Here is a 25,200-nt window from a genome sequence, read left to right on the forward strand (position 1 = left end):
CTATTTCCGTACCACCCAACCCTCACAATCCGGATAAGCCTGCAGCAGCCCTCCCCAATCCGCATCCGGCCCCATCACACTAATAGCAGACGCCAATGCATCAGCTGTAGCACAATCGGAGCAAAGCACCGTAACCTGTGCACCGTGCTGCACCCCAAGCCCGGTACGAGGGTCAATAATATGGCTATAGCGTTGCCCTTCCCAGCTGAGGTAGCGGTAGTGGTCCCCGGAGGTGGCGATAGCGCGGTGGGCCAAGTGCAGGGTGACCGATTGGAATTGTCCGAGGCTGTCTGTTTGCTGCACCTGAATGGCCCAGCCAAGCGCATCCGGCGGGGGCGACGTGACGCGGATATCTCCGCCCCCATCCACGAGGCTACTTTGGATACCATGGGCGAGCAGAACTTCAGTCATAGCATCCACTGCGAAGCCTTTGGCAATCCCTCCGGCATCGAGCTTAATCCCAGGCCGCAACACCTGCAGGCGCAGTCCGGGCAATACCTGAATGGATTCATACCCCACCCGCATCCGGGCTTCTTCAATCTGCTTCAAATCGGGAAACTGCTGTTGACGGAAGGCACGGCGCCAGAGCTTGGACAATGGCCCAATCGTCAGGTCAAAGGCACCCTGACTCAATACGGATAACGCCTGCCCCTGCTGCACCACTTCCCAAAGCGGGCGACTGACCTTCACTACAGCACCGGAGTCTAATTCGCTTAACCGGCTCAGCTCACTTTGCGCGTCGTAGTCGCTGAGGCGGGCATTGAGGGCATCAAGCGTATCAAAAGCGGCCCCGGCAGCAGTTTGAGCAAGACTGTCGGAATCTGCATACAGTATTACCCGAAACTCCGTCCCCATCTGTGGGCGCGTGAAGGCATAACGCTCTTGCGCACCTGCCACCACGCACCACAAACAGCTGAGCCATATTAACGGGCTGTGCAGATTCAACATCCTACAGCACCTTGGTTTCTCCAGGCACTGCGATTGGGTAAGTGCCATCTTCCCGCGGCATGACCTTCGGGTTCGCATCCCAGGCCAACTTCTCCGGCATCAGGCTGAGGTCCGAATTCAGGGCAGCGTCCCACTCAATGACTTGCCCGGAGTATGTCGCCATGCGCCCCATGATGGCCGTTAGGGTTGCCTTCGCACCATTCTCTGCATCTTCGTATTTGTAGTCGCCCTTAGCAATAGCTTCGAAAAGGAGGTCGTGCTCGTACTGATACGGATTCGGATCCTTTCGGTCGTTGTAATCCAGGATGTTGTGGCCACTGCGGGTCAGGATGACGCCCGGCTTCGGTGCTGTGCCATTGGTCCCGTGAAAAGCTTCCGTCACCATAGTGGGGCAGCCCTTGATATGGCGGCATTGGCTGTGCATGAAGGAGCCATCAGCATATTCGTACTCGACCATGTGGTGGTCAAAAATCTCACCATGCTCTGGCCCGGTGCGCACTTGACGGCCGCCCATACCGGATGCCCTCACCGGGTACGCCTGCTTGACCCAGTTGCCCACGTCGAGGTTGTGGATGTGCTGCTCATTGATGTGGTCGCCACAGAGCCAGTTGAAGTAATACCAGTTTTGCATTTGGTATTCCATCTCAGTTTGGCCTGGCTTGCGCGGGCGTACCCACACACCACCGCTGTTCCAGTACACACGGGAAGAAGTGATATCCCCGATAGCGCCCTCATGCAGCAGGTCGACCCATTTTTGGTATTTTTTTTGGTAATGCCGCTGCAGGCCCACCACTACATTCAGTTTTTTCTTTTTCGCCACTTCTGCGGTCTCCAGCACCTTGCGTACCCCGGGGCCATCCACGGCCAGGGGTTTCTCCATGAAGACGTGCTTGCCGGCTTTGATGGCGGCCTCGAAATGGTCAGGACGGAAGCCGGGAGGGGTGGCAATCAAAACCACATCACACAGATCAATCACCTGTTTGTAGGCATCAAAACCATGGAAACGGTGCTCCACGGGGACGTCCATACGGGCCGAATCGATTTCGTAATTAGGCATTTCCGCCTGCAGCTGCTTATAGCTGCTTTCCAACTGGTCCTGAAATGCATCCGCCATAGCGACTAACTTCACGGATTCTTTAACGGACATCGCCTGAAGGGCAGCACCTGTGCCCCGCCCGCCGCATCCAATGAGCCCGACTTTGATGGTGTCTTCGCCTGCTACATAAGCTTTGGCGGAAAGTATGGAGGGCGCCATCATCAGGCCACCCGCCGCGAAACCGGTCTTTTTGACAAAGTCCCGGCGTTTCATTTTTGAAGGTTGATCGTTCTGCATAGTCTTACAATTTTCTGGTTAGGTATTTTAGTGACGGATAAAAATAGATGTTACCACTTGATCGCTTTTCCGAAAAAAGCCTCTACTTCTTCCGGACTTGGCTGCTTTGCCGGCTTCACCAACCGAAACCCTACGAAGGGCGAGTCGGTATTCCACCAAAGGCTTTTGGGAATCTGCGGGTCGCGCTGCTGCCAGCGGATGGAGGACTTCTCGCGGGCCATACAGGTGCAGTCTTCCGCATCAGAATCAAAGGAGCCGCCTTTGACTACCCGCCCGTAACGTTGCTCCGGCACCGCCCATGGGTTGTTGAGTACTTCCTCCCCGGCAGTCTCCGGTTCGGTGTAGGCATCGATCGTCCACTCGGCAACGTTGCCTAAAAGGTCGTAAATGCCCAGCCCGGTGGGTGCCTTTTCACCAGCTTTGTGGTAAGTTTCTTCACTGTTTTCATAATGCCAGGCGTGGGCATCTAATTCCCCCATTTCTTTGGCGCTCAGCTGACAGGCATAGGCCCACTCCGCCTCGGTGGGCAGCCGGTAGAACTCTCCGGTTTTTTGGTACAGCCAGCCGCAAAAGAGCAGGGCCGCCTGCTGCGTCATATTCACGGCGGGATGGCGGAGCTCATGCCCCATGCCAAACGTTACATCGATATAGGGCGGAGTTGGGCGGCTTACCGCATCTGCCTCAAAACCACCGCCTTCCCAATTGCTCTCATAAGTGTCTTCTTCCCGGTGCTGGAAAAGGCTAAATAGGTCGTGCGTGACTTCATAGGTGCCTATCCAAAAGGGGGCTAACTTTGTTTTTTGAGTCACCTCGCCCCTCTGCCACTCGAAGGTCCCGCCGGGCAAATAGACCGTTTCCACTGTTACCGTAGTCCCGGGAATGGTTGTTGAAGAAGCCGCGCCTGTTTCGGGAGCCTGGGCTTGGATAGGGGTCCATATAGCCAGCCCCAGAAGCAGGGCCAACAGCGGGGCTTTCGTCCAATGCTGCATAGTATAGATTTTAGTTAAAGGACGTTGTTGCCGTCTAAATGTAATGAAAATGGAGGCAATTACAGAGCGGCTTGTGCGGTAAAGTCGCAGAAGGTCTACAAAAAAGAAAAGCACCAGCTACCTTAAAGCAACTGGTGCTATCCGTTTTGAATCAGACGGGTGATTTCCTACCGTGGCAGGGTTTGTAGTGTATGTATAGCCATGATGCGGCAGCCTCTGCTAAACCCCTACTCCGGCTATGGTGTTTTTCTAAAAAATCTGTCTATGCCCCAATCAGCCGGCATCAAGTCCACAACCATATTCCAATTCCATAACGGCCAGCGCAAGGAAAGAACCGATACGGTAGCTTGTGAAGAGCCGCTGGAAATCAAACTCGCTTTTGGCAAGGAAGTGCAACGGGAACACCGCAGCTTAGCCATCACCATGCGCACCCCCGGGCAGGATGAAGCTCTGGCTATCGGGTTCTTGTTTACGGAGGGCATCATCGGGCAAGCCTCGGAAGTGATCGGGGTACGGCATGTCGGGCAGGCACTATCTCCTGAATCTGAAAAAAATATTCTTCTGGTGGAATTATCGCCAGATACTTTGGTCGATTTTGAACAGCTTAGCCGGCATTTCTACACCTCCTCCAGCTGTGGGGTGTGCGGCAAAGCCTCCATTGAGATGCTACGAGCGGTCAATTTGTACTATCCACGGCATGGTTTTCCCACCTACAGCCCGAAACAAATTCAGCAGTTCCCTTGGCAGATGATGGACCATCAGCCCATTTTCGAGCAGACCGGTGGCATACACGCGGCGGCGGCTTTTGATGAGCAGGGCCAGCTGCTATGCCTGCAGGAGGATGTTGGCCGTCATAATGCTATGGATAAGCTGATCGGCCAGACGATGCGTACCGGTGATTTCCCCATGCGCAATCAGGCGGTCATGGTCAGTGGCAGGTTAAGCTTCGAGCTGGTGCAAAAAGCTGCCATGGCTGGCGTCCCTTTGCTGGCGGCGGTGGGTGCCCCTTCGAGTCTGGCGGTGGAGCTGGCGGAGTCGCATGGCATGACGCTTATTGGTTTCCTCCGGGGGAGGCGGTTCAATGTCTATACCGGGGTGGAGCGGGTGGTGGTTTAATCTGGAAATGTTTTTCTGCCTACTGTCTTTAGACCTTCCTCCTGATAGTTATATCAATATTTCGTACTTTGTACACCCCCGATTAATCACTGAACGACGAGGAGTAAATTATGGAGCCACAACCGGACGCGCAAGGGCAGGGACAGCAAGACAAGCCTGCCATCAAGGTAACAGGTGCACAGCCGCCACTGGAATTCACCGGGCTTAAGCTGAGCAAGCCAGCCAATACCTCAGCGGGCATCAAAGGCATTACAACGGCCTTTACGCACGCCACCCGCTATATGGCAGCCGGGCAGGCAGTAAAGACCATGTTCCGGCTCAACCAGAAAGGCGGCATCGACTGCCCGGGCTGTGCCTGGCCGGACCCTGACGACGAGCGTTCTAAACTCGGGGAGTACTGTGAGAATGGCATTAAAGCGATTGCTGAGGAGGCTCAGAAAAAGACCATCGGCCGTGCCTTTTTCCAACAGCATTCGGTTGCAGAGATGCGCCAATGGAGTGATTTTGAACTGGGCAAAAAGGGGCGGCTCGCGGAGCCTATGGTGCTACAGGCTGGCGGTACGCACTACGAGCCTGTCAGTTGGGAAGCGGCCTTCGAAATGATTGGGCAGGAGCTTCGCACCCTCGACACGCCAGACCGGGCGATTTTCTATACTTCCGGGCGGACCAGCAATGAGGCGGCTTTCCTTTACCAGCTCTTTGTGCGGGAGTACGGCACCAACAACCTCCCGGACTGCTCCAATATGTGCCACGAATCAAGTGGGCAGGGGCTGGCTCAAACGGTAGGTATCGGAAAAGGCTCCGTCACCCTTCCTGATTTTTACGAAGCGGAGGTTGTCATCGTTATGGGGCAAAACCCCGGCACTAATCACCCGCGCATGCTCTCCGCTTTGGAGCGCTGTAAGGAGAATGGCGGGCAGATTATCACCGTCAACCCACTGCCGGAAGCAGGGCTTCAACAATTCAAAAATCCTCAGCGGCCTGGCAAAATGCTGACTGGTGGCACAAAGCTCACCGACCTCTTCCTGCAGGTAAAAATTAATGGCGATATTGCCCTGCTCAAAGCCCTTATGCTGCAGCTTTGGTACGAGGAGCAAAAAGCGCCGGGAACGGTATTCGACTGGGATTTTATACAAGAGTACACCCAAGGGTACGAGGCATTTATCGCCGGACTGAAGCAGCACGATTTCGAAGACCTGGTGCAGGCATCGGGCGTGCCCCGGGCAGCGATTAAAGCCGCAGCCGAAATGCTGAAGCGCAAAAAGAAAATCATCATCTGCTGGGCGATGGGACTGACGCAGCATGAGAATGGCGTGGACAACATACGCGAAGTCGTCAACCTGCTGCTGCTCAAAGGCAGTATTGGCAAGGCCGGGGCAGGCACCTGCCCGGTACGCGGGCACAGCAACGTGCAGGGCGACCGGACCATGGGCATCTGGGAGGCCCCCAAACCCGCTTTCCTGGACCAGCTCAAGTCCGTCTTTGGCTTTGAGCCGCCCCGCAGGCATGGTTTTGCGGTAGTGGATGCGATCAAAGCCATGCATCAGGAACAAGCCTCCGTCTTCTTCGCCATGGGCGGCAACTTCCTTTCCGCTTCGCCCGATACTGAATATACAGCCGAAGCCCTCCAAAAATGCAGCCTGACGGTACAGGTTTCCACTAAGCTCAACCGCAGCCACCTGATTCATGGCAAGCGGGCCCTGATTCTACCCTGTCTGGGGCGCACGGATATTGACCGGCAGGAGTCGGGGCCGCAGTTCGTGAGTGTGGAAAACTCTATGGGCGTAGTGCACAGCTCAGAGGGTGTCCTTGAGCCGCCATCCGATACCCTCATGAGCGAGCCTGCTATCGTTGCAGGGGTTGCCCGGGCTACCCTGGGGGAACGAAGCAAGGTCGACTGGGCACAAATGACCGGCAACTACGACCACATCCGGGAAGCCATCGCCAAGGTCGTCCCTGGTTTTGAGGACTACAATCAGCGGGTGCGGGAGCCGGGCGGTTTTTACCTGCCCAATGGGGCGCGCAACCGGCAGTTCAACACACCTTCTGGTAAGGCTTTGTTTTCCGTAACAGCGGTGCCCCAAAAATCTGTTGACGAAGACGAGTACATCATGATGACCGTGCGCAGCCACGATCAGTTCAACACTACAATCTACGGGCTGAACGACCGCTACCGGGGCATCTACAATGAGCGCCGGGTGGTCATGATGAATCAGGAGGATATTGTACAGGCGGGGCTGAAAAGCGGGCAGGTCGTTGACCTGATCGGCCAATACAAAGGACAGGTACGCACCGCCCGGAAGTTTATCGTAGTCCCCTACGATATTCCCCGCCGTTGCATAGCCACTTACTTCCCGGAAGCCAATGTGCTGGTCCCCGTCGATGCTTACGCGAAGGGCAGCAAAACGCCGGCCTCAAAGTGGGTGGCGGTGCGGATTCGGGTGCAGGAGTAAATAAAACAAATGTTATGGCAAGGGATATCTATCATGATATAGTCGTAACTGCTCTGAAAGAAAATGGTAAAAGACGCTATTTCGGAACTAGGTTTGAAAATTTTGGTTGTTAATGTCAAGACAAAAAGCGTAGACTTATGGGTAAAATAGATTCCTACACGGAAAAGATAATACAAGTCTTACAGCAGCATGAGGCTTTTCGTCCCATTGGCGACTGGGTAGAATACGAGAACCAAGTCATTATTGATCGAGATAACTTACATTTTCAGTTACTTCGAGTTGGCTGGAAAGAACTGGAGCGCACACACCACTGCGTAGTCCATATCGACATTAAAAACAATAAAGTCTGGATTCAAGAAGACCGAACTGAAGTAGGCATCGCTAATGAGCTTATGGAGATCGGAATACCCAAAGAAGACATTGTCCTCGCTTTCTACGCGCCATATAGAAGAGCTCATACCGGCTTTGCCAAAGCATAAGCACCATGGTCCGCAAAAGCGAAACGAAAGGGCTGCGCTGCCTGATTTTTCAAACGCAATCCATTTACTCCAATGACCTTAACCAAACTTTACGACAACCATGGGCGCCACATCAACTATGTGCGCCTGGCTGTTACGGACCGCTGCAACCTCCGGTGCTTTTACTGTATGCCGGAAGAGGGCATTAAATACGTTTCCAAGGAAGCCCTTCTGTCTTACGAAGAGATGCTGCGCCTCATGCACCTGCTTGCGGGCATGGGTATTGAAAAAGTGCGGATTACCGGTGGAGAGCCCTTTGTGCGCCGCGATATGATCTACTTCCTGCGGCAGCTCTGCGCCATTGAAGGGATTAAAAAAGTCAATATCACCACCAACGGTACGCTGACCGAGGACCTGGTACCGGAACTTAAATCCATTGGCATCAACTCCGTCAACCTCAGCCTTGATGCGCTGGACAAAGGCCGCTTTTTTGAAATCACCCGGCGCGACGCCTACGATAAAGTGATGGCTACCTACCGGGCATTGCTGGAGCACAACATTTCCACCAAAATCAACGCGGTGGTCATGGAGGGCAAAAATATTGAGGATATCATCCCAATGGCTATGCTCACCAAAGCGGACCCGGTCAGCGTTCGCTTCATTGAGGAAATGCCCTTCAACGGGGAGGGCGCCCACTACGAAACTCTGGCCTGGAACCATCGCCAAATTCTGAAGCACCTTCAGGCCAGCTTTCCCGATATGGAGAAGCTGCCAGATCCGCCCTATTCTACTTCCTACAATTACCAAATCCCCGGGCACAAAGGCTCAGTGGGTATTATCGCCGCCTATAGCCGGACGTTCTGCGGCACTTGCAACCGGATCCGCATCACCCCCAAGGGCATGCTCAAGACTTGCCTCTACGACGATGGCGTCTTCAACATCCGGGATATTATGAGGCAGGGCGCTACGGATGAGCAACTGAAGTCCACCTTCCTGGAAGCGCTGGGCAACCGCGCCAAAGATGGCTGGGAGGCGGAGCGCAACCGGTCATTTGGGCTGCCAGTACAGGAATCAATGTCTACGATTGGGGGGTAGGACCTTATGCACAGGAGAGAAGGGGCTGCTAAGGAAACTTGCCAATCTTTGGAGAACCCCTCGCTGACGCTGCGTAAAAAAATCACTATTGGGCGGGCAAAGTGCATTTAGAGTTGCCTGGGAGCTACAGGTTCCAGGTGCTTGAATAAGTGCCGTTATTCTTTCTGCGAAAATCCTCGTCCATACGGACTCCGGTTTTCTCGTGCCTGATTAAGGAGCGTTACTTGTTCTGCGAAAATCCTCGTCCATACGGACTCCGGTTTCTCATGCCAGATTAAGGAGCGTTACTTGTTCTGCGAAAATCCTCGTACTTTAGCGGTCTGTGCTTTACACTCCACAAACCTAATCTCAGCCCCGTGAATAATTGAGCAACCAGTTTGCGGCCGGGATTGGAGCATACAAGCATAAGAGACATCTTGCGACTTTAATAAAAAATGAATGGGAACGATAGAATTTTTCAGAGAGGGCATTCGGAACCTCCAAACGGTAGGCACGCTGACCCGCAGCTCCAAGCAGCTCTGCAAAGGCATGATCAAACATATCGATTTTGAGCAGGCTAAGGTCATTGTGGAACTGGGTGCCGGCGACGGAGTCATTACCAAGCACATCCTTCGCAGCATGCGGCCCGATGCGAAGTTGATTGCCTTTGAGGTCAACCCTAAATTTTGTGCGCTGATGCGGGAAATACAAGACGACCGGCTGATTGTGGTAGAAGATTCCGCTGAGCATATCGGCAAATACCTGGAGGAAGCCGGCGCTGAAGAAATTGATTTTGTCGTCTCAGCTATCCCCTTTGTTGCCCTTCCAAAAGAGCTGGGTCGCCTGATTGTTGGAAAAGCACATCAGTACCTTAAAAAAAGTGGCTTGTATATTCAGGTGCATTATTCTCTTGTTATGCGGCCGCTGTATAATGCTATTTTTGGCAATGTAGATACGAATTTTGTGCCCATCAATGTGCCTCCTGCCTTTGTTTTGGTGAGCCAGAAACGATAAGCGACCCTAAATGAACCGACTCCTGCTATTCCTGCTTTTAGTTTCCGCCTGTAGCCCTGCTCCAGAGGCTAATGAATCGGGAAGTGAATTGCCTTCTGCACCTGATGTCCTCCGCCAAAGCCTGCAGTTTCATGACCCACAGGAGCAATGGCTAACCAGTCAGTTTCAGATGGTGATCGATGAGCCCCGGACTAACTTCCCGGAGCGGCAAAGCACCATTCTGATCAATTTGCCTGAGCAGATCTTCGAGGTTACTCGGAATTACGAAGGGACCATCGTGCGGCGGGGTATTAACACCGACCGCTGCTACAGCTTTATTGATGATCAGGCCGTAGACCCTGCCGACTCTGCTACCGTAAACCAATACCGGTTGCAATGTGACCGCACTCAGGGCTACCAAAGCTTTTACCAGCTGTTGACGGGGTTGCCGATGGCCTTGTTTACCCCGGAAGTCTCCCTTGGGGAAACCGTCGATGCCGTAGAATTTGGACCCTATGCCTGCTATGCCGTCTCCGCCCGCCTCAACAATCCCATCATCAGCGAACAGTGGATCTTTTACTTCGACCGGGCCGATTATCAGCTCAGAGGATACCGGGCTGCGGGCGAGGGCGCTGCGGAATACCTGGAGCTCGACGGGCTTGTCTCGTTCAACAATATGCAGCTGCCCCGCATGCGGCATTGGTACAATCTGGCAGACACCACTTACCTGGGCTCAGATATCGTGATTAACATCGAAGCGCTTTAACAGCACAGCCCGATCACTTGTCTGCCTGTTTGTACAGGTCAATATAGTGCTGATCCAATTTCTCCGAATCTTTGTACTTCACCCGCAGGGCCTGTAGCTCCTTTTTCAGCTGTGCCCGGATTTCTGAGTAGGCGAAATCATTGATCAGGTTGTTCATTTCCAGTGGGTCACGCTTGCGGTCGTAGAGCTCCCAGGTATCGATATCATAGTAGAAGTGCACGAGCTTGTAGTCCTCCGTTACGATGCCGTAGTGCCGTTTCACCATATGTACGGCCGGATACTCATAGTAGTGGTAGTACACCGCCTCCCGGTCCCAGGCCGAGGTGTCTCCTTTGAGCAGAGGCACCAGGCTTTCGCCCTGCATGTCATCGGGCGCTTCCACACCGGCTACTTCCAGCAGCGTTTGGGCGAAGTCGAGGTTTTGTACCATTTCGGTCGTTACGGAGCCGGCCTCCACCTGCCCGGGCCAGCGCACCAGCAGTGGGGTTTTGAAAGACTCATCGTAGATGAAGCGCTTGTCGAACCATCCGTGCTCGCCCAGGTAAAAGCCCTGATCGGAGGTGTAGACGACGATGGTATTTTCAGTCAGCCCGTTCGCATCCAGATAATCGAGCAGGCGGCCAACATTCTCATCTACTGCCGCGATGCTGGCCAGGTAGTCCTGCATGTAGCGTTGGTAACGCCACTGCATTTTCTCCTTTTTGCTCATATTGGGATAGCGCTCCTTAAAGTCTTCATTCATTTTGCCGTAAGCAGCGTGCCAGGCGGCTTTTTCTTCAGGTGTCATGCGCTCTACTTCGTGCTTGAAAGCATTAATATCCCAATCCGTGGTGGGCTCAATGCCCAGTTCCTCCATCACTTCCGGATAGATTTTGGAATCGCCCGACCAGTTCATGTGCTCCAGGAGGTTCATCTCCGCCTGTTGGGCTGCTTCACGGCCTTCATAATCGTCAAAAAGGGTTTCCGGCTCCGGGAAGGTCTTTTTTAGGTACTCTTCGTAGTAGCGCTGCGGGGGCAGCCACTCGCGGTGGGGCGCCTTGTGCAGGTACATCAGCATGAAAGGGCGGTCCGGATCACGGCGGTTGTCCATCCAATCGAGGGTAAGGTCGGTGATGATATCCGTGGTGTAGCCTTTGATGATCGTGTCTCCCGTGTTGGTGATGAAACGGGGGCCATAGTATTTGCCCTGTCCCGGCAGGATTTTGAATTCATCCACCCCCTTGGGGCTATTCCCAAAGTGGAGCTTGCCAAACATAGCGGTTTGGTAGCCCGCATCCTGCAGCAGCTGCGGGAAGGTCACGTTGGTGGTATCAAAAGGAAAACGGTTATCAATTTTGCCATTGATGTGGCTGTGCTTCCCGGTAAGAATGACCGCACGGGAAGGCGCACAGATGGAATTCGTTACGCAGGCATTGGTGAACAACATCCCCTCCTGAGCCAGCCGGTCAATATTTGGCGTTTGGATCAGCTTATTGTTGTAGGCGCTGATGGCCTGATAAGCGTGGTCATCGGCCATCATAAAAACGATATTGGGCCGCTCCGGCGTGCCCTGCCCGAAGGAAAGACTGGCCCACAAAAAACACAGGAGTAAAAAAGATAATCTCATGGTATAGCTTGGTTTTAACTTCTAAACTTTGATGTAAATCCGATTGCGGTACAGCAACCACGCCAGCGCCCAGAAAAACAGCACATTCGTGATGGCAAACGCCAGGGAAGCATTGTAGGGGCTGAGAACCGAAGTGTAAAAAGTATCGTAAATCCAGGTTTTGAGTGTCACGGCCTGTCCGCCTGCCTCCCAGCTGATGGTATAGCTCAGTTTTGCAACGAAGCCTGACAGGACGAATACGAATAAGGCATTAGCCCCATACACATAGAATGGCTTACCCCAGGTAGTGTAACCTTTCACATCCGCCAGCCAGTAGATGAGACTTAGAAAGACGAGGGCAACGCCACTGCTATGCAGGACATAGGAGCTGGTCCACAGCGCTTTGTTGATAGGCAACGCCAGGTTCCAGAGCTCGCTTAGCGCAATAAGCACGACGCCGGCCCCAAGGAGCCCCAGAAAGCGCCGGTGGTCATCCGCTTCGTTCTTCATCCAGTAGGTCGCCAGCATACCGCTTATGCCGGTAGCAATAGCGGGCAGGGTACTCAGCAAGCCTTCCGGGTCCCAGGTTTTGGATTGGCTCCAAAGGTGCCCGGTCCCCAGCAGCGTTCGGTCGAACCAGGCGCCCAGATTGGTCTCCGGCTCCAGATTGGGCGCAATGCCGCCCGGCACCGGCACGAGGGCCATCATGCCCCAGTAGCCCAGCAGCAATGCCAGGGCGATCCCCAATTGCCCCTTCCAGGAAGTATTGAGAAAAAGCAGGGCACAAATGGCATAAACGATGGCGATCCGCTGCAGTACTCCTGGAATGCGCAGGGTGCTGTAATCGGCATAAAACAGCCCAATGAGGGCAATGCCTGCGCCGGAAGCGAGGACGAGGTACCATGACCGTTGCGCGAGGGTGGCCTCTACCGGTTTTTGCCCCAGAGCGACGCCCCTCAAAAACAAGCTCACCACAAATACAGCAACCAGCACATAGTGCAATAGGAGCAACCCCGATGGTATAGCGGCTGTGAGTTTGAAATGCGGAAAAGCCGCCAACAGCAGCCCCAGTCCGAAAATGAGCAGACTGCGGATGCCAATTTTGCGTAGAATTTGCCCCTGTGGCTGCCCCAGGCGCTTGCCCAGCGCCAGCGGGGTGGCCATCCCCACCGCAAAAAGGAAGAAGGGAAACACCCAGTCCGTGGGTGTCCAGCCGTGCCATTTGGCATGCAGCAAAGGTGGGTATACCGTAGACCAGGACCCCGGGTTGTTTACCAGGATCATACCGGCAATGGCCAGCCCCCGGAAGATGTCGAGGGAGATGAGGCGTTGATTTTTCGTTGTTGTGGCTGTCATTTCTGGTTTTAGCAATTGGTAACCTGAAGAAACAAAATTTATTTTTGCCCTGCCAACACCATAAGTAGTTTGACATAAATAAAATTGCACCCTATGCCCCGAATAACCCTGCTCTACCTGCTGCTCACCGTCACCATTGCTCACCTCCGGGCGCAGCCGGTGGAGGTGCAGCCGTATGCCGGAGGTACGCTTTTAATTACCGCTCTGCCTACCGCCCCCTTCCCGGCAGCCGCCCGGGCAGATGGGCACGACTACAACGGGCAGCACTATCTACGGGAAAAACATTATCAGGACAGCACCGTAGCCATTTTTATCCCGGCAGGGTTTGAGCGGAGTGACTCGGCTGATTATATCGTCCACTTTCATGGATGGTGGAATAGCGTGGACAGTGTGCTGGCCACCTTCAATCTCCCGGAGCAACTCGATGCTTCCGGTAAGAATGCCATTTTGGTGATCCCGCAGGGCCCCCAAAACGCACCGGACTCTAATGGCGGAAAGCTGGAAAACAGCGGAGCCTTTGCCGCCTTCCTAAAAGACGTCAGCCGTGTAGCCGCCCGCCACCTGAACCTCCGTAGCCTGCCGCCCCGGCACCTCATCCTCTCCGGTCACAGCGGAGGTTACCGGGTCATGAGTTACATTCTGCAGCAGGGGGGGCTTCCGGAGCTGATCCGGGAGGTGTGGCTGTTCGATGGGCTGTACGGGCAACTGGAAAAATATGCGATGTGGCTGGAACGGGGCGGGCCGCGCCTTGTCCTGCTCTACACCGATGAAGGGGGTACTGACTCCACCACTCTTGGCTTCCGGGACAGCCTCAAAGCCTGGGGGCTCCCATTTACGGAAGTGGAAAGCAGAAACGGGCAACCGCTGCCTGCCCTGCCGGACAGCGGCACGATTTTCTGGCATACGGACCTGGGGCATAATGCGGTACTCCACGAGCGGCAGCAGTTTGTGCACTTGCTCAGGCATTGCGCATGGCTTCAAGACAAGCGTAAAAAATGACAGGTTTGACATTTTGACAGCGCTGACAGCCTAAATTAATTGCTAACCTCTGGTACCTCCCTCTGACTTTTTGTCACTCACCCATTTTTGCTACAGCATGGAAAACGGAATTGGCATCTGATTTGCTTGTCGAATTTTCAGACACCGCCCTTTCTGAATGCTGGTGTCAGGCAATTCATCACCAAAATTTTGTTTGACATGAGTGAAGTACACTTCAAACCGATCAACGACCGCGTGGTGGTAAAGCCACTACCGGCAGAGGACAAGACCGCAGGAGGCATCATCATCCCGGATACGGCTAAGGAAAAGCCACAGCAGGGAGAAATCGTGGCAGTAGGCCCGGGCAAGGAAGGCGTCAAGCCAACCGTAAATGTAGGTGACCGGGTACTCTACGGCAAGTACGCCGGACAAGAGCTGAAGTACGCGGAGGCCGAGTACCTCATCATGCGCGAAGATGACATCCTGGTCGTCCTCAACTAATCTTCATTTTGGTTAACGCTCAAAAACTTTTGAAACATGTCAGCTAAGGAATTGAACTGGGGCAATGGTGCCCGCGAACACCTCAAAGCCGGCATTGACAAGCTGGCCAACGCTGTTAAAGTGACCCTGGGCCCTAAAGGCCGCAACGTGGTCCTGCAGAAAAGCTTCGGCGCGCCCCGCGTCACCAAAGACGGGGTAAGCGTGGCTAAGGAGATTGAACTTTCCCACCCGCTCGAAAATATGGGCGCTCAAATGGCCAAGGAAGTGGCCAGCAAAACGGCCGACCTCGCCGGTGATGGTACCACTACCGCTACCGTTTTGGCGCAAGCTATGATCACCGCCGGGCTGAAGAACGTAACTTCCGGCGCAAGCCCGATCGACCTCAAGCGGGGCATCGACAAGGCGGTAAAAATCGTGGTGGACAACCTCCACAAGCAAGCCGAGCCGATCAAAGGCAATTTTGAGAAAATCCGTCAGGTAGCGACCATCTCTGCCAATAACGACGAGGAAATTGGCAAGCTGATCGCCGATGCGATGGAGCGCGTAACCACCGATGGGGTCATCACCGTAGAAGAAGCCAAAGGCACAGAGACCTACGTGGACGAAGTGCAGGGCATGCAGTTTGACCGCGGCTACCTTTCGCCTTACTTCGCCACCAATACAGAGCAGATGGTGACCGAGTACGACAATCCGTACATTCTGATCCACGACAAGAAGATTTCCAATGTCAAGGATATCGTACCGGTGCTCGAGGCTGCTTCAAGAGAGAACAAGCCACTGCTGATCATTGCGGAAGACATTGAGGGCACAGCGCTGAGCACCCTTGTGGTCAACCGCCTGCGCGGCACCCTTCAGGTGGTAGCAGTGAAAGCGCCGGGCTTTGGTGACCGCCGCAAGGCTATGCTGGAGGACATTGCCGTGCTGACCGGTGGTACTGTCATCAGTGAGGAGCGCGGCTACAAGCTGGAGAATACCACCCTCGATCTCCTCGGGCAGTGCGAAAAGATCAAGGTGGACAAGGACAACACCACGATTGTGGGCGGCAGCGGCACAGAAGACCTGATCCGGGCCCGTGTCAATCAGATCCGGCAGCAAATTGAGCAAACCACATCCGACTACGACCGCGAGAAGCTGCAGGAGCGCCTGGCAAAGCTGGCCGGCGGAGTGGCTGTCCTGCACGTAGGCGCGGCCACAGAAGTGGAAATGAAGGAGAAGAAAGACCGCGTAGACGATGCCCTGCATGCGACCCGGGCAGCCATTGAAGAAGGCATTGTGCCTGGCGGTGGCGTATCTCTGGTCCGCGCCATTAGCGCCCTGCGGCAGGTGAAGTTCGACAATGAGGATGAGTTTATCGGAGCAAGCATTGTGAGCAAAGCCCTTGAGGCACCGATCCGCACGATTGCCGGGAATGCAGGGGTGGAAGGCAGTGTGGTGCTGCAGCGCGTACTCGATGGCGAAGGGGCTTTTGGGTACAACGCCCGCACTGGCAACTACGAAGACCTCAAGCAGGCCGGCGTGATCGATCCTGCCAAGGTTTCCCGTATTGCGATTGAGAACGCTGCTTCCATTGCTGGCATGGTCCTGATGACCGAATGCACCATCAATGATGCGCCTGAGCCTAAGGACAAAGGAGCGACGGCTGGTGCCGGCATGTACGATGACATGATGTAAACCACTCTGTCTTTTTAATGGACGCTTGCCCGCCTCTGGCTACTGCCGGGGCGGGCATTTTGTTTGTGCAGGCTGGCGGACTGGGGGATTTCAAATTTTGCTTTATTTTTGTTGCTGATGATTGCTGCGCTTTCAAAAAACCAAACCCTTACCGAGATGACGCGCCTGAAAAATGTTTGCTTTCTGCTGTTTATCCTGGCCCTTCAGGTTACCGCTACAGGACAGCCCTACGATCAAATCAGCAAATACGCCAAATCGAGAATCGACTACCACTTCAAGGCTATGCTGAAAGCCAGAGCAGTGGTTGGTGCGAGTATTGCCATCGTTGATAATGGACAGATTGTGTACGCCACCGGCTATGGCTTTGCCGACCGCGAGCGCCACCTCGCCGCCGACGAGCACACCCTGTACCGGGTAGGGTCTGTCACAAAATCGTTTACTGCCCTGTCGGTACTGCAGTTGCAGGAGGCAGGACAATTGCACATCAATGACCGGCTGGGAGCACATTTGACCGATTTCAGCATAAAAAGCCGGGAAGATGGCCGTCCCCAGCCCGTGTATATCAAAGACGTGCTTACGCACACGGCGGGCTTGCCCAGCGACCTGCTCAATGGCTTTTTCGCCACCAATCCTCCGGACCAGTCCTGGTCCATTGCAGCCATGAACAATCAGTACGCCATTGGGCCGGCGCAGCACCTGATGGCTTACTCCAACATAGGTTATGGCTTGCTGGGAGAATTGATTGCCCGGAAAAGCGGGCAGTCCTACGCTGACTATTTACAAGCGCATATTTTCGAGCCCCTGGGCATGGACCATACTGGCCTATTGTCTCCCGGCGCACCTTTTCCGGAAGGGTATGCACGAGCTTACATTGACGATATGGCTATGGATGAACCGCCCCTCAGAGATGTAGCGTCAAGTATGGTGCACAGCAATGCGATAGACCTGGCACGCTACACGATGCTCCACCTCAATCAGGGCGAACTCAATGGGCAGCAGGTATTGAACCAAGAATTGTTCCAGGCCATGCAGCAAAACCAGCTTGGAGCGCTCACCATTCCAACCCGGAGGCAGTATGGCTACGGCTTGTTGCTGGAACCTATGATGGTCAAAGACGCGAAGCGGGGCGACACGACGATGGTAACCTACAGCGGGCATTCCGGAAACACCTACGCCTACCACGCCTCCTTTGGGTACATTCCGGAACTCGGCATTGGGGCAGTAGTCCTTACCAATACGGATAAAGGCCAGGCGTTGGCCCGTGCGGCTGAACTCCTTGAGCTTTATGCCGAAACAGAAAAGCAGCTGGACCTGCACCGGTACAATACGGCACCTCATCCCCCATTGGAACTGGCCACGGCTGAAGAAAGACTTGGCACCTATAATTCGTGGTTTGGACCTGTAAAAGTGGAGCGGCCCGACAAATTCAAATTCAAATGGCGCAAGTATAGAGTTATCATGAAACGCGAGGGTGAAGGCCCCGCTTTTACCGAGACCATCCTGCGGTATGGCATTTTCCCCAAAAAAAGGAAAGACTGGGAGTACACCTTTGTCAGAATCGGGGGTAATACCTATCTCCGTTGGAGTAACCCTTCCTCTCAAGCCAGCGCTATACTCGGCAAAAGAGTGGCCCCACAGCTCGTAAGTGCCACCTGGAAAGCAGCGTTAGGCACTTACGAGCTAACCGGAGATCCGTTTCCTGTCCCACCTGAGTTCCCTTACCGCACGCAGGGGACCACCGCCACGCTCCGCCTAAAAGACGGCGTGCTTCTTTTCACACTGGAATCGCCCGTAGAAAGGCTCAATACGTCCTTCCTCCTGCACCCTCTGAACGATCAGGATGCAGTCGGCTATACCTATGCCCGGAGCACCGGCCACACGGTTTCGGTATTACCCGGTGGGAAGCTGTTGTTTAGCGGTTTTGAATTTCAGAGAGATTGACGTTAGTGGCCCAGGGTTAAACTTCCTTTTTGTGGGTCACTTTTTTAACAGCATGCGAGAGAATGAAATCTTTTTTCATCCGCTTTTTCCATACTTTAAAGAAAAAAACCAGTTGGTAAGACGATTAATTAATCAACTCACTCCTGCAAAGCTAGCTGATTAATTTTTTCAAGTCAAAGACAAAACTGCCTATGTCTAACACCCCATTTTGGTGAATAAAAAATTACAACCATTCCGTTTTTAGATTTATATTTAACTTAATGACCAGATTAAAAGCGCGAACTCCTAAATGCTCATTAAAAATCTGGTGTCCCCACACCCCAACTAACGCTAACATGAAAGCGCTACGTGAGCTTGTCGACATCGTCACCAAGCACAAGAAAAAGCAAATGGAAGTGATCGGACTGGACAAAGACAGCCCGAATCGTTACGATGAATTCTATGATCTGCTCGTTACTGAGCAACTATCCACAGAACAAGATGCGGCTCAGCATTTCTTTGGGAAAGACAAGTCCGCTTCCTTTACCCAATACCGCAACTTCCGCAATAAATTCTTTCGTAGACTGGTTAATGCTGTCTTTTTGCTGGATGTTAAGAAGCCAATGTTCAATGAATTGCAGACTGCTATGTATCATATTCGGAAGAATACAGCTGCAGCAGGAATCTTAGCTGCTAAAGGTGCTACACATGCCGCTATTGAGCTGGCAGAGAAAACCATTAAACCTGCAATACAGTATGAGGCGACTACAGAAATACTGGAACTGGCCAGGCTTATCAAATTCAAGTATGCATTTTTAACCGATAATCATGAAAAGCATTTGGAAGCTCAAGCTATTGTCGATAAAAGCCTTTTAGACCTTAACCTTTTAGTAAAAGCAGAAAGCTTGTATTATGATATAACTAAGCACTACACCACCTCAAGAAGTACAAAACCAAAAGTAGCCGCACTAGCAGAGAAGTATAAAAGAGAACTTGAGAAAGAATTAACGAAAAGTGAGTCCTTTAAATTCAGATATTTTTATTTTTTGATTGCCAAGTTGTCCTATACTACCCGTAATGACTACCGTGGCTCTATGAAGGTTTGTAGGGAGGCTATTTCAGACCTAAAAAGAAGGAAAGCAGCTCCCCCTTCAGTCATTGCAGCCTTTCTACGCCCCTTACTTGTAGCCGCTACAATGCTAAAACAATTTGATGAAGCAGAATCGGCAGTAGCTGAGCTTACTAGCTCGAACGTCCCTGGCGCCCACAATTGGTACAAAAGCATGGAACTCATCGTCCTCTTCCGCCTACACCAGCAAAACTATCAGGAGGCTTATCGGGTTTTCAAACAAGCCCGGAACCACAAGCGGTTCTCTCATCTTTCGGCAGCCAATAAGGAGCAATGGTACCTCTTTGAAGCTTACGTCCATCTACTGATTGCGATGGGTAAGATTAAGCGTTCAGAGGCAGAGGAAAAGCGTTTGAAGCTCCGCCCGGCCCGGTTGCTTAATCAGATGCCGCTGTTTTCTAAAGATAAGCGGGGGCTGAATATTCCTATTCTAATCGTACACGCCATTTACCTGCTCCACCTGCGCCGGTACGAGGAGGCATACGACCGTATGCAGGCGCTGGAAAAATACGCCGACCGGCACCTCAAAGCGGCTGATGACAGCTTCCGGTCCTACTGTTTCATCAAAGCGCTCTCTAAAATCCCAGCTTCTGACTTTAACCCGGAGGCGGCACAGCAAGCCACAGCAGATATGCTCCGGGAAATGGGAGCGCAACCGCTGCAGTTTGCGGATACGCAATATGAATTGGAGTATATGCCCTACGAGCACCTGTGGGCTTTGGCTATGGAGGCTCTGATGCGATCAGACCGAATCATTTGATAATATTTTCACGCTAAAGCCCTGATGGCTGTCTGACCTTCAACGGTCAAAAAATAGGACTCAATCCAATAGGCGCAGGCAAGATGCGTACTTCAGAAGCTAGGCTACCACCCAAAAGCATAGTACTGCTGCTCTCCGGGCACATCCTCACAGATACCCTACGGGGGAAGATTACCTTTCCTCCTCATTTAATAGCTGCGCCTTAAGCTCAGGATAGGCGGCGAAGTAGCCATCCACAAGGTGGCGGCTGGCCAGGAAAAAGATGCGCTTACCAAAAATGCCGGACTCCCGGAATTGAACGGTGGCGAGCTGCAGGAACAGGAACCGGCTCAACCGGAAGCTGGAAACGTTGTGGAAAGGGTAGCGGGCTGTCTTAAAGTAGTTGGTGACGTACAGGAAGTCGCCATCGGCTTCCACCCGCTTGAGGCGTAGGAGGGTGAAGACAAACAAGAGCACCCCGGTAACATAGAAGAAGACCATGCCCCCTTTGAAATAAATCGCAGGCGTATTGCCCACATAGTCGTATTGATAGAACACGGCAGCAAGGGTGCTCGCCCCAAAAAAGACAATCCAGAAAACCGGAATGAAAAACTTCAGCAGTAAAGTCGCATTACTTGATAGTCGGTGCATTAAAATTCTTCGTTTTCTCGGTTAACGCGGGCGGAAACTACAATACTGACCTCGTACAGGATATAGAGTGGAATGCCGATCAAAAACTGCGTGACCACATCCGGTGGGGTGATCATGGCGGCCAGCATCAGGACACCGATGATGGAGTGCCGACGGTATTTTTTCATGCCCTCCGGCGTTACCAGCCCTATCTTAGAAAGGAAGTAGACGATAATGGGCAGCTCAAAGATCAGCCCGGCCGGAGCCGTAAACATGATCATGTAGTTAATGAAGGACGACATCGTGGGGGTATTCTGAACGCCTGGAATCTGGTAGCCTGCGAGAAAATTCACAGCGAATGGCGAAATGATGTAGTACCCAAACAGCACACCGAGCATAAACAAGCCTGAGCAGATGCCCACCATGCCACGCGCCGCTTTCCGCTCTTTGGAATACAAGCCGGGCTTGATGAATTTCCAAAACTCCCACAGCACGTAGGGGAAGGCTATAATCAGCCCCATGATAAAGCAGACCTTGATGCTCATGATGAACGGCTCACCGAATCCCGTAGCAATTTTTGGGAAATCCGGTGGCACAAAGCACATCATATCCCCCAGGCCTACCGAATTTGACAGGCTGCAAATGGCGCGGTAGGAAAAGAAATCCGCTTTGGTCGGCCCGAAGATGACCGTATCAAACAGCCACCCCTGAAAGAAGAACAATACAATACCCAGGCCCACCACGGCTACAAGAGACCGGATGATGTGCCAGCGCAGCTCTTCCAGGTGCTCCAGGAAGGTCATTTCCTGAGTCTCTTCCCCGGTACCGAGCTTGTCTACGTCTATTTGGTCGAGTGGCATATGCGTCTGCTAATTTTCATCTGCAAAAGTAACAAAAAACCGGTCCCCGGCAATTTTAACATTTAGCCCCTGTAACGGATGCTAACCACAGCATTATAAGGGCACAACATCGGAAAAACCGAGGGTAAAACCTTCGCTCCTCTGTCAAATTATTTACTAGTTTTTTAGGACCATCGTTTCATCTTATTTTTTAACCGGGCCAGGTAAGCACCGCTGCACCTGACTGACTGTCATTGCACTGTACCGGCGTATTGGCTTGCGCACTATGCATGTCTTGCTACCGCTTTGCCCACAACCAAACGATCATGTCCATACCTAAAGATCCGCGGCAGCTGATGATCAACCTGATGTACATTGTGCTGACCGCCCTGCTGGCCCTCAATGTGTCTGCCGAAATTTTGGAGGCCTTTTTCACTATTGACCGCAGCCTGGGCGAGAGCAGCGCCGTGGTACAGTATTCCAATGAGCAGATGCTTCAGGCTATACGGGAAGAAGCGGAGGCTTACGAACAGTACCGGCCCTATGTGGCTAAGGCCGAAAAGCTGGGTCAAATTACCGGGCAGCTGCAAGAGCAGCTCCGGCAGGTCAGGGCGGATATTGTGGAGGCCGCCGGCGGGCTCGATCAGCAGGGTATTCCCGTAAGGGAAACCGACAAGGATATCCCCACCCGCATTCTCATCAATGAGGGGCATGGCAAAGCACTCAAAACGGCTATCCTGCAGGCCCGGCAGGATCTCCTTTCCCTCATTGAAAACGAAGAACAAAGGCGCCGGCTGGAAGCTAGTATTCCGCTGAGCATACCCGCTCTGCCCCCAGATGCCACTCAACCTACCTGGGAAGCGCATACTTTTCAGCAAATGCCCGTAGCTGCAGTCCTGCCTATTCTGCGCAAGTTTGAGAACGATGCAGAAGTGGCTGAAGCCGCTATCCTCAACTACTTCCTCAGCAAAATGGGCGCGCAGATTGTCATGGATGCCTACGAAGCCGTTGTCGCTGCCCCCGAAAGCTACATCATTCGCGGGGACACCTATCGAAGTGAGATTTTCCTGTCGGCCTACAGCAGCACCGCTGACAATATCCGCATTAGTGTGGATGGGCAGCCGCTGCGGGTAGAGGGTGGGAAAGCCACGTTTACCACTTCGCCCGCCCGCCCCGGGCAACATGAGCACATCGCCCGGATCGAGCTGGAAGATCCTGTGACGGGCACCGTGCAGCGTTTTGAGCGGCCGTTCCGGTTCCAGGTAGGCGAACAGGCAGTGGCCGTAGCCGCCGATAAAATGAATGTGCTTTATGCCGGGGTGGACAATCCGGTCACCATCTCAGCAGCGGGTATACCAAGCGCAACGATGAGGGTCAATGCCAGTGGCACGGACCTGCAGCCGCTGGGTGGTAGTGCCTATATCGCCCGGCCTGATCAGCCTGGCAAAGCTGTCATCACGGTATCCGGCGAAGGCTTGGCTCCAGTTAACTTCGAATACCGGGTTAAGAAAATACCGGACCCCGTCCTGGAAATTGCTCAAAAGCGCGGCGGCACCCTGCCTGCTGGTACTTTCCGGGCACAACAGGGTATCATCCCGGTGCTGGACAACTTCGACTTCCAGGCGCGTTGTGAAATCACCGGCTTTGAGGTCGTCCGCAAACCCGAACAGGCCGATATCGCAGTAGCCCGCAATTCGGGCGCCCGCTTTGCCGGCACTGCCCGGCGCCTCATCGACGCGGCGGAGCATGGAGATACCTACTACTTCAATGAAGTAAAAGTGCGTTGCCCGGGCGATACCGGCCCGGCCCGCGAACTGAACAGCCTCATATTCAAAATTCGTTAACTCAAAACTGAAGGAAAATGAAGTATTATCTGATCCCCGCGCTGAGCCTGCTGCTCGCGCCCCTCTTTGCGCAGACCGAAAGCACCCGGCTGCCGCTGAATGACATCACCCACCGCACCCTCACCCACGAAGAGCGTCCGCTGCCCTATCCGCCAATACGGGAAGCCGACATCCTCTGGGAAAAACGCGTGTGGCGGGTCATTGACACGCGGGAGAAAATCAACCTCCCTTTCCGCTACCCCAAACAACCTTTTGTGACCCTTTTGACCGAAGCAGTGGAGTCCGGCAGGCTGCAGGCGTTTAGTACCGCTAACGACGAGTTCAGCCTGCCGCTTTCTCAACAGGAAGTCACCGGCATGCTCTACCGCATTGATACGGTACCCATCTATGACTTTGACACCGATACGGAAATTTATCAGGTGGTTAAGGATGAGCTCAATCCGGAAGATGTCAAGCGCTTCCGCATTAAAGAACACTGGTTTTTTGATACCCGGACCTCTACCCTTCAGGTGCGCATCCTCGGTATTGCCCCCCTTATTGAGGAGTACGATGACAACGGCAACTTCCGGTACGAGCGCCCCCTGTTCTGGATTTACTACCCGGATGCGCGCGAACTACTTGCTCATGCAGAGGCACCAACCGATGGCCTCGCCCACAGCCCCATGAGCTGGGCTGATGTTTTTGACATGCGCAAATTCTCCAGCTACATCATGAAGGCCTCCAACATACACGATGAACGCCTGGAAGGCACCTATACCGGTGTGGACCTCCTGCAGCAATCGCATAGGCTGGAACAGGAAATCTTCAATTTTGAGCATGACCTTTGGTCTTATTGATATTTGTTGGCCAGAGCACAAAAGTCCATTCTAGTTGTTACTTTTGCGGCACGCTTAAAAATAAGCGTAAGGGGCGCAGGAAAGAACTGTGCCCCGCCGCAGAAGAAAGATTATGGAGATATTAATGTATGCCGGGCTGTTTATTGTTAGCCTGGGTGTGTTGTTGAAGGCATCAGACTGGTTTATTGACTCCGCGGAGCAGATTGGCTTATCGCTGGGGGTTTCGCCCTTTATCATCGGAGTCACCATTGTGGCATTTGGCACTTCCCTGCCGGAACTGGCCACCTCTATCGCCTCTGTGCTGAGTGGGGAATCGGAAATCGTTACCGGCAATGTCGTGGGCTCCAATATCACCAATATAGCCCTGGTGCTGGGGCTGGCGGCTTTAGTCGTTGATAAAATCGAACTGGAATACAACATCTGGCACGTGGATATGCCCTTCCTATGGGGCTCTGCCTTTTTGCTATGGTTTGTGCTCAGGGATCTGCATTTTTCGCTCTTTGAAGGCATTCTCTTCATCATGGGCATTGTGGTCTTTCTGGCCTACAGCTTCAAAAGCGAGCAGGAACCCGAAGAAATCGAGCGGCCTACTGTAACCTGGAAAACCTACACCATGCTGGCCATAGGCGGGGCTTTTGTGTACCTCGGTGCCGATTACACCATTTTGGCCATTCGCAAACTATCCACCTTTGCCGGTATTGATCCGGAAATCATCGCGCTGTCTGCTGTAGCCCTGGGCACTTCCCTGCCGGAGGTCATTGTGAGCCTCAATGCTGCCCGCCGGGGCAAGGCCTCTATCGCGGTGGGCAATGTACTGGGCTCCAATATTTTCAATACGTATATCGTGATGGGCGTCTCTTCCTTTTTTGGGAAGCTGGTCATCCCCACCAATATCAACGAGCTGTTCCTGCCCCTCATGGTGGCCATGACGATCCTGTTCGGCATCATGGCTAACAATAAAAAAATCACCCGCTGGGAAGGCGTACTTCTGCTGATGTTCTACGCTTTCTTCTTCGGGCAGCTTATCGAATCCGCAATCTAA

At 53.3% G+C, this 25,200-nt stretch carries 21 protein-coding genes; 14 read left to right on the forward strand and 7 right to left on the reverse strand.

Going from position 1 to position 25,200, the window contains the following annotated elements; all coding sequences use genetic code 11:
• From MRY86_RS22990 to MRY86_RS23000, 3 genes are read right to left on the reverse strand one after another with little or no spacing between them, the layout of a single operon-like run.
• Entirely contained in the window at window positions 1–948 is a 948-nt protein-coding gene (locus MRY86_RS22990; protein WP_293568223.1) for an FAD:protein FMN transferase, read from the reverse strand.
• Window position 949: 1 nt separating this feature from the next.
• The gene (locus tag MRY86_RS22995; RefSeq protein WP_293568221.1) at window positions 950–2,281 is read right to left on the reverse strand and encodes a Gfo/Idh/MocA family oxidoreductase; all 1,332 of its coding nucleotides are present in this window, start codon (window positions 2,279–2,281) and stop codon (window positions 950–952) included.
• 50 nt (window positions 2,282–2,331) lie between these two features.
• On the reverse strand, window positions 2,332–3,270 hold the full coding sequence (locus MRY86_RS23000; protein ID WP_293568219.1) for an SUMF1/EgtB/PvdO family nonheme iron enzyme: 939 nt from the start codon (window positions 3,268–3,270) through the stop codon (window positions 2,332–2,334).
• A gap of 264 nt (window positions 3,271–3,534) precedes the next feature.
• On the opposite strand from MRY86_RS23000, the gene fdhD reads away from it, so the two are divergent.
• The 6 genes from fdhD (at window position 3,535) to MRY86_RS23030 (ending at window position 10,130) form a co-directional block, all read left to right on the forward strand.
• On the forward strand, window positions 3,535–4,386 hold the full coding sequence (gene fdhD, locus MRY86_RS23005) for a formate dehydrogenase accessory sulfurtransferase FdhD (RefSeq protein ID WP_293568217.1): 852 nt from the start codon (window positions 3,535–3,537) through the stop codon (window positions 4,384–4,386).
• Between the two features lie 110 nt (window positions 4,387–4,496).
• Window positions 4,497–6,839, forward strand: a complete 2,343-nt coding sequence (locus MRY86_RS23010; protein WP_293568215.1) for an FdhF/YdeP family oxidoreductase — start codon at window positions 4,497–4,499, stop codon at window positions 6,837–6,839.
• Window positions 6,840–6,976: 137 nt separating this feature from the next.
• Window positions 6,977–7,318 (forward strand): XisI protein, encoded by a 342-nt coding sequence (locus MRY86_RS23015; protein WP_044219416.1) that lies wholly within the window; start codon window positions 6,977–6,979, stop codon window positions 7,316–7,318.
• Window positions 7,319–7,390: 72 nt separating this feature from the next.
• Window positions 7,391–8,392, forward strand: coding sequence for a GTP 3',8-cyclase MoaA (gene moaA / locus MRY86_RS23020; RefSeq protein ID WP_293568209.1), 1,002 nt, complete (start codon window positions 7,391–7,393; stop codon window positions 8,390–8,392).
• A 438-nt stretch (window positions 8,393–8,830) separates the two neighbouring features.
• On the forward strand, window positions 8,831–9,385 hold the full coding sequence (locus tag MRY86_RS23025; protein WP_293568207.1) for a methyltransferase: 555 nt from the start codon (window positions 8,831–8,833) through the stop codon (window positions 9,383–9,385).
• Between the two features lie 10 nt (window positions 9,386–9,395).
• Window positions 9,396–10,130, forward strand: coding sequence for a DUF6503 family protein (locus tag MRY86_RS23030; RefSeq protein WP_293568205.1), 735 nt, complete (start codon window positions 9,396–9,398; stop codon window positions 10,128–10,130).
• Between the two features lie 13 nt (window positions 10,131–10,143).
• On the opposite strand, the gene MRY86_RS23035 is transcribed toward MRY86_RS23030, so the two are convergent.
• Both MRY86_RS23035 and MRY86_RS23040 read right to left on the reverse strand, forming a co-directional pair.
• Complete coding sequence (locus tag MRY86_RS23035; protein WP_293568203.1) at window positions 10,144–11,736, reverse strand: sulfatase; 1,593 nt, start codon at window positions 11,734–11,736, stop codon at window positions 10,144–10,146.
• A 21-nt stretch (window positions 11,737–11,757) separates the two neighbouring features.
• A complete protein-coding gene (locus MRY86_RS23040; protein WP_293568201.1) occupies window positions 11,758–13,071 on the reverse strand; it encodes a DUF5009 domain-containing protein in 1,314 nt (437 codons plus the stop codon).
• A gap of 93 nt (window positions 13,072–13,164) precedes the next feature.
• Between MRY86_RS23040 and MRY86_RS23045 the strand changes: the two genes are divergently transcribed.
• The 5 genes from MRY86_RS23045 (at window position 13,165) to MRY86_RS23065 (ending at window position 20,030) form a co-directional block, all read left to right on the forward strand.
• A complete protein-coding gene (locus tag MRY86_RS23045) occupies window positions 13,165–14,070 on the forward strand; it encodes a hypothetical protein (protein ID WP_293568199.1) in 906 nt (301 codons plus the stop codon).
• 198 nt (window positions 14,071–14,268) lie between these two features.
• Complete coding sequence (locus MRY86_RS23050; protein WP_282784359.1) at window positions 14,269–14,550, forward strand: co-chaperone GroES; 282 nt, start codon at window positions 14,269–14,271, stop codon at window positions 14,548–14,550.
• Window positions 14,551–14,586: 36 nt separating this feature from the next.
• A complete protein-coding gene (groL, locus tag MRY86_RS23055; protein ID WP_293568195.1) occupies window positions 14,587–16,221 on the forward strand; it encodes a chaperonin GroEL in 1,635 nt (544 codons plus the stop codon).
• A gap of 156 nt (window positions 16,222–16,377) precedes the next feature.
• Window positions 16,378–18,162 carry a serine hydrolase domain-containing protein gene (locus tag MRY86_RS23060; RefSeq protein ID WP_293568193.1) on the forward strand — a complete coding sequence of 595 codons (1,785 nt, stop codon included), beginning with the start codon at window positions 16,378–16,380 and terminating at the stop codon, window positions 18,160–18,162.
• Window positions 18,163–18,497: 335 nt separating this feature from the next.
• The gene (locus tag MRY86_RS23065; protein ID WP_293568191.1) at window positions 18,498–20,030 is read left to right on the forward strand and encodes a hypothetical protein; all 1,533 of its coding nucleotides are present in this window, start codon (window positions 18,498–18,500) and stop codon (window positions 20,028–20,030) included.
• Window positions 20,031–20,201: 171 nt separating this feature from the next.
• On the opposite strand, the gene MRY86_RS23070 is transcribed toward MRY86_RS23065, so the two are convergent.
• A complete protein-coding gene (locus tag MRY86_RS23070) occupies window positions 20,202–20,660 on the reverse strand; it encodes a hypothetical protein (RefSeq protein ID WP_293568189.1) in 459 nt (152 codons plus the stop codon).
• Window positions 20,660–21,499, reverse strand: a complete 840-nt coding sequence (tatC, locus tag MRY86_RS23075) for a twin-arginine translocase subunit TatC (RefSeq protein WP_293568187.1) — start codon at window positions 21,497–21,499, stop codon at window positions 20,660–20,662. Before tatC ends, MRY86_RS23070 begins: the two co-directional genes overlap by 1 nt.
• A gap of 305 nt (window positions 21,500–21,804) precedes the next feature.
• Here tatC and MRY86_RS23080 point away from each other — a divergent pair, with 305 nt between their 5' ends.
• The 3 genes from MRY86_RS23080 to MRY86_RS23090 all read left to right on the forward strand — a co-directional run bounded on the left by MRY86_RS23080 (window position 21,805) and on the right by MRY86_RS23090 (window position 25,200).
• The gene (locus MRY86_RS23080) at window positions 21,805–23,322 is read left to right on the forward strand and encodes a GldM family protein (RefSeq protein WP_293568185.1); all 1,518 of its coding nucleotides are present in this window, start codon (window positions 21,805–21,807) and stop codon (window positions 23,320–23,322) included.
• Between the two features lie 17 nt (window positions 23,323–23,339).
• Window positions 23,340–24,158 carry a gliding motility protein GldN gene (gene gldN / locus MRY86_RS23085; RefSeq protein ID WP_293568184.1) on the forward strand — a complete coding sequence of 273 codons (819 nt, stop codon included), beginning with the start codon at window positions 23,340–23,342 and terminating at the stop codon, window positions 24,156–24,158.
• Window positions 24,159–24,270: 112 nt separating this feature from the next.
• Complete coding sequence (locus tag MRY86_RS23090; protein ID WP_293571967.1) at window positions 24,271–25,200, forward strand: calcium/sodium antiporter; 930 nt, start codon at window positions 24,271–24,273, stop codon at window positions 25,198–25,200.

The sequence above is a fragment of the Phaeodactylibacter sp. genome (assembly GCF_022763345.1).
Taxonomy (GTDB): Bacteria; Bacteroidota; Bacteroidia; order Chitinophagales; family Saprospiraceae; genus Phaeodactylibacter.

Coding starts and splice junctions, on each gene's coding strand:
- tatC (WP_293568187.1), bottom strand. CDS start 21,499: ATGCCACTCGACCAAATAGACGTAGACAAGCTCGGTACCGGGGAAGAG.
- MRY86_RS22990 (WP_293568223.1), bottom strand. CDS start 948: ATGTTGAATCTGCACAGCCCGTTAATATGGCTCAGCTGTTTGTGGTGC.
- MRY86_RS23060 (WP_293568193.1), top strand. CDS start 16,378: ATGACGCGCCTGAAAAATGTTTGCTTTCTGCTGTTTATCCTGGCCCTT.
- MRY86_RS23035 (WP_293568203.1), bottom strand. CDS start 11,736: ATGAGATTATCTTTTTTACTCCTGTGTTTTTTGTGGGCCAGTCTTTCC.
- MRY86_RS23090 (WP_293571967.1), top strand. CDS start 24,271: ATGGAGATATTAATGTATGCCGGGCTGTTTATTGTTAGCCTGGGTGTG.
- groL (WP_293568195.1), top strand. CDS start 14,587: ATGTCAGCTAAGGAATTGAACTGGGGCAATGGTGCCCGCGAACACCTC.
- gldN (WP_293568184.1), top strand. CDS start 23,340: ATGAAGTATTATCTGATCCCCGCGCTGAGCCTGCTGCTCGCGCCCCTC.
- MRY86_RS23070 (WP_293568189.1), bottom strand. CDS start 20,660: ATGCACCGACTATCAAGTAATGCGACTTTACTGCTGAAGTTTTTCATT.
- fdhD (WP_293568217.1), top strand. CDS start 3,535: ATGCCCCAATCAGCCGGCATCAAGTCCACAACCATATTCCAATTCCAT.
- MRY86_RS23010 (WP_293568215.1), top strand. CDS start 4,497: ATGGAGCCACAACCGGACGCGCAAGGGCAGGGACAGCAAGACAAGCCT.
- moaA (WP_293568209.1), top strand. CDS start 7,391: ATGACCTTAACCAAACTTTACGACAACCATGGGCGCCACATCAACTAT.
- MRY86_RS23030 (WP_293568205.1), top strand. CDS start 9,396: ATGAACCGACTCCTGCTATTCCTGCTTTTAGTTTCCGCCTGTAGCCCT.
- MRY86_RS23025 (WP_293568207.1), top strand. CDS start 8,831: ATGGGAACGATAGAATTTTTCAGAGAGGGCATTCGGAACCTCCAAACG.
- MRY86_RS23080 (WP_293568185.1), top strand. CDS start 21,805: ATGTCCATACCTAAAGATCCGCGGCAGCTGATGATCAACCTGATGTAC.
- MRY86_RS22995 (WP_293568221.1), bottom strand. CDS start 2,281: ATGCAGAACGATCAACCTTCAAAAATGAAACGCCGGGACTTTGTCAAA.
- MRY86_RS23015 (WP_044219416.1), top strand. CDS start 6,977: ATGGGTAAAATAGATTCCTACACGGAAAAGATAATACAAGTCTTACAG.
- MRY86_RS23050 (WP_282784359.1), top strand. CDS start 14,269: ATGAGTGAAGTACACTTCAAACCGATCAACGACCGCGTGGTGGTAAAG.
- MRY86_RS23045 (WP_293568199.1), top strand. CDS start 13,165: ATGCCCCGAATAACCCTGCTCTACCTGCTGCTCACCGTCACCATTGCT.
- MRY86_RS23040 (WP_293568201.1), bottom strand. CDS start 13,071: ATGACAGCCACAACAACGAAAAATCAACGCCTCATCTCCCTCGACATC.
- MRY86_RS23065 (WP_293568191.1), top strand. CDS start 18,498: ATGAAAGCGCTACGTGAGCTTGTCGACATCGTCACCAAGCACAAGAAA.
- MRY86_RS23000 (WP_293568219.1), bottom strand. CDS start 3,270: ATGCAGCATTGGACGAAAGCCCCGCTGTTGGCCCTGCTTCTGGGGCTG.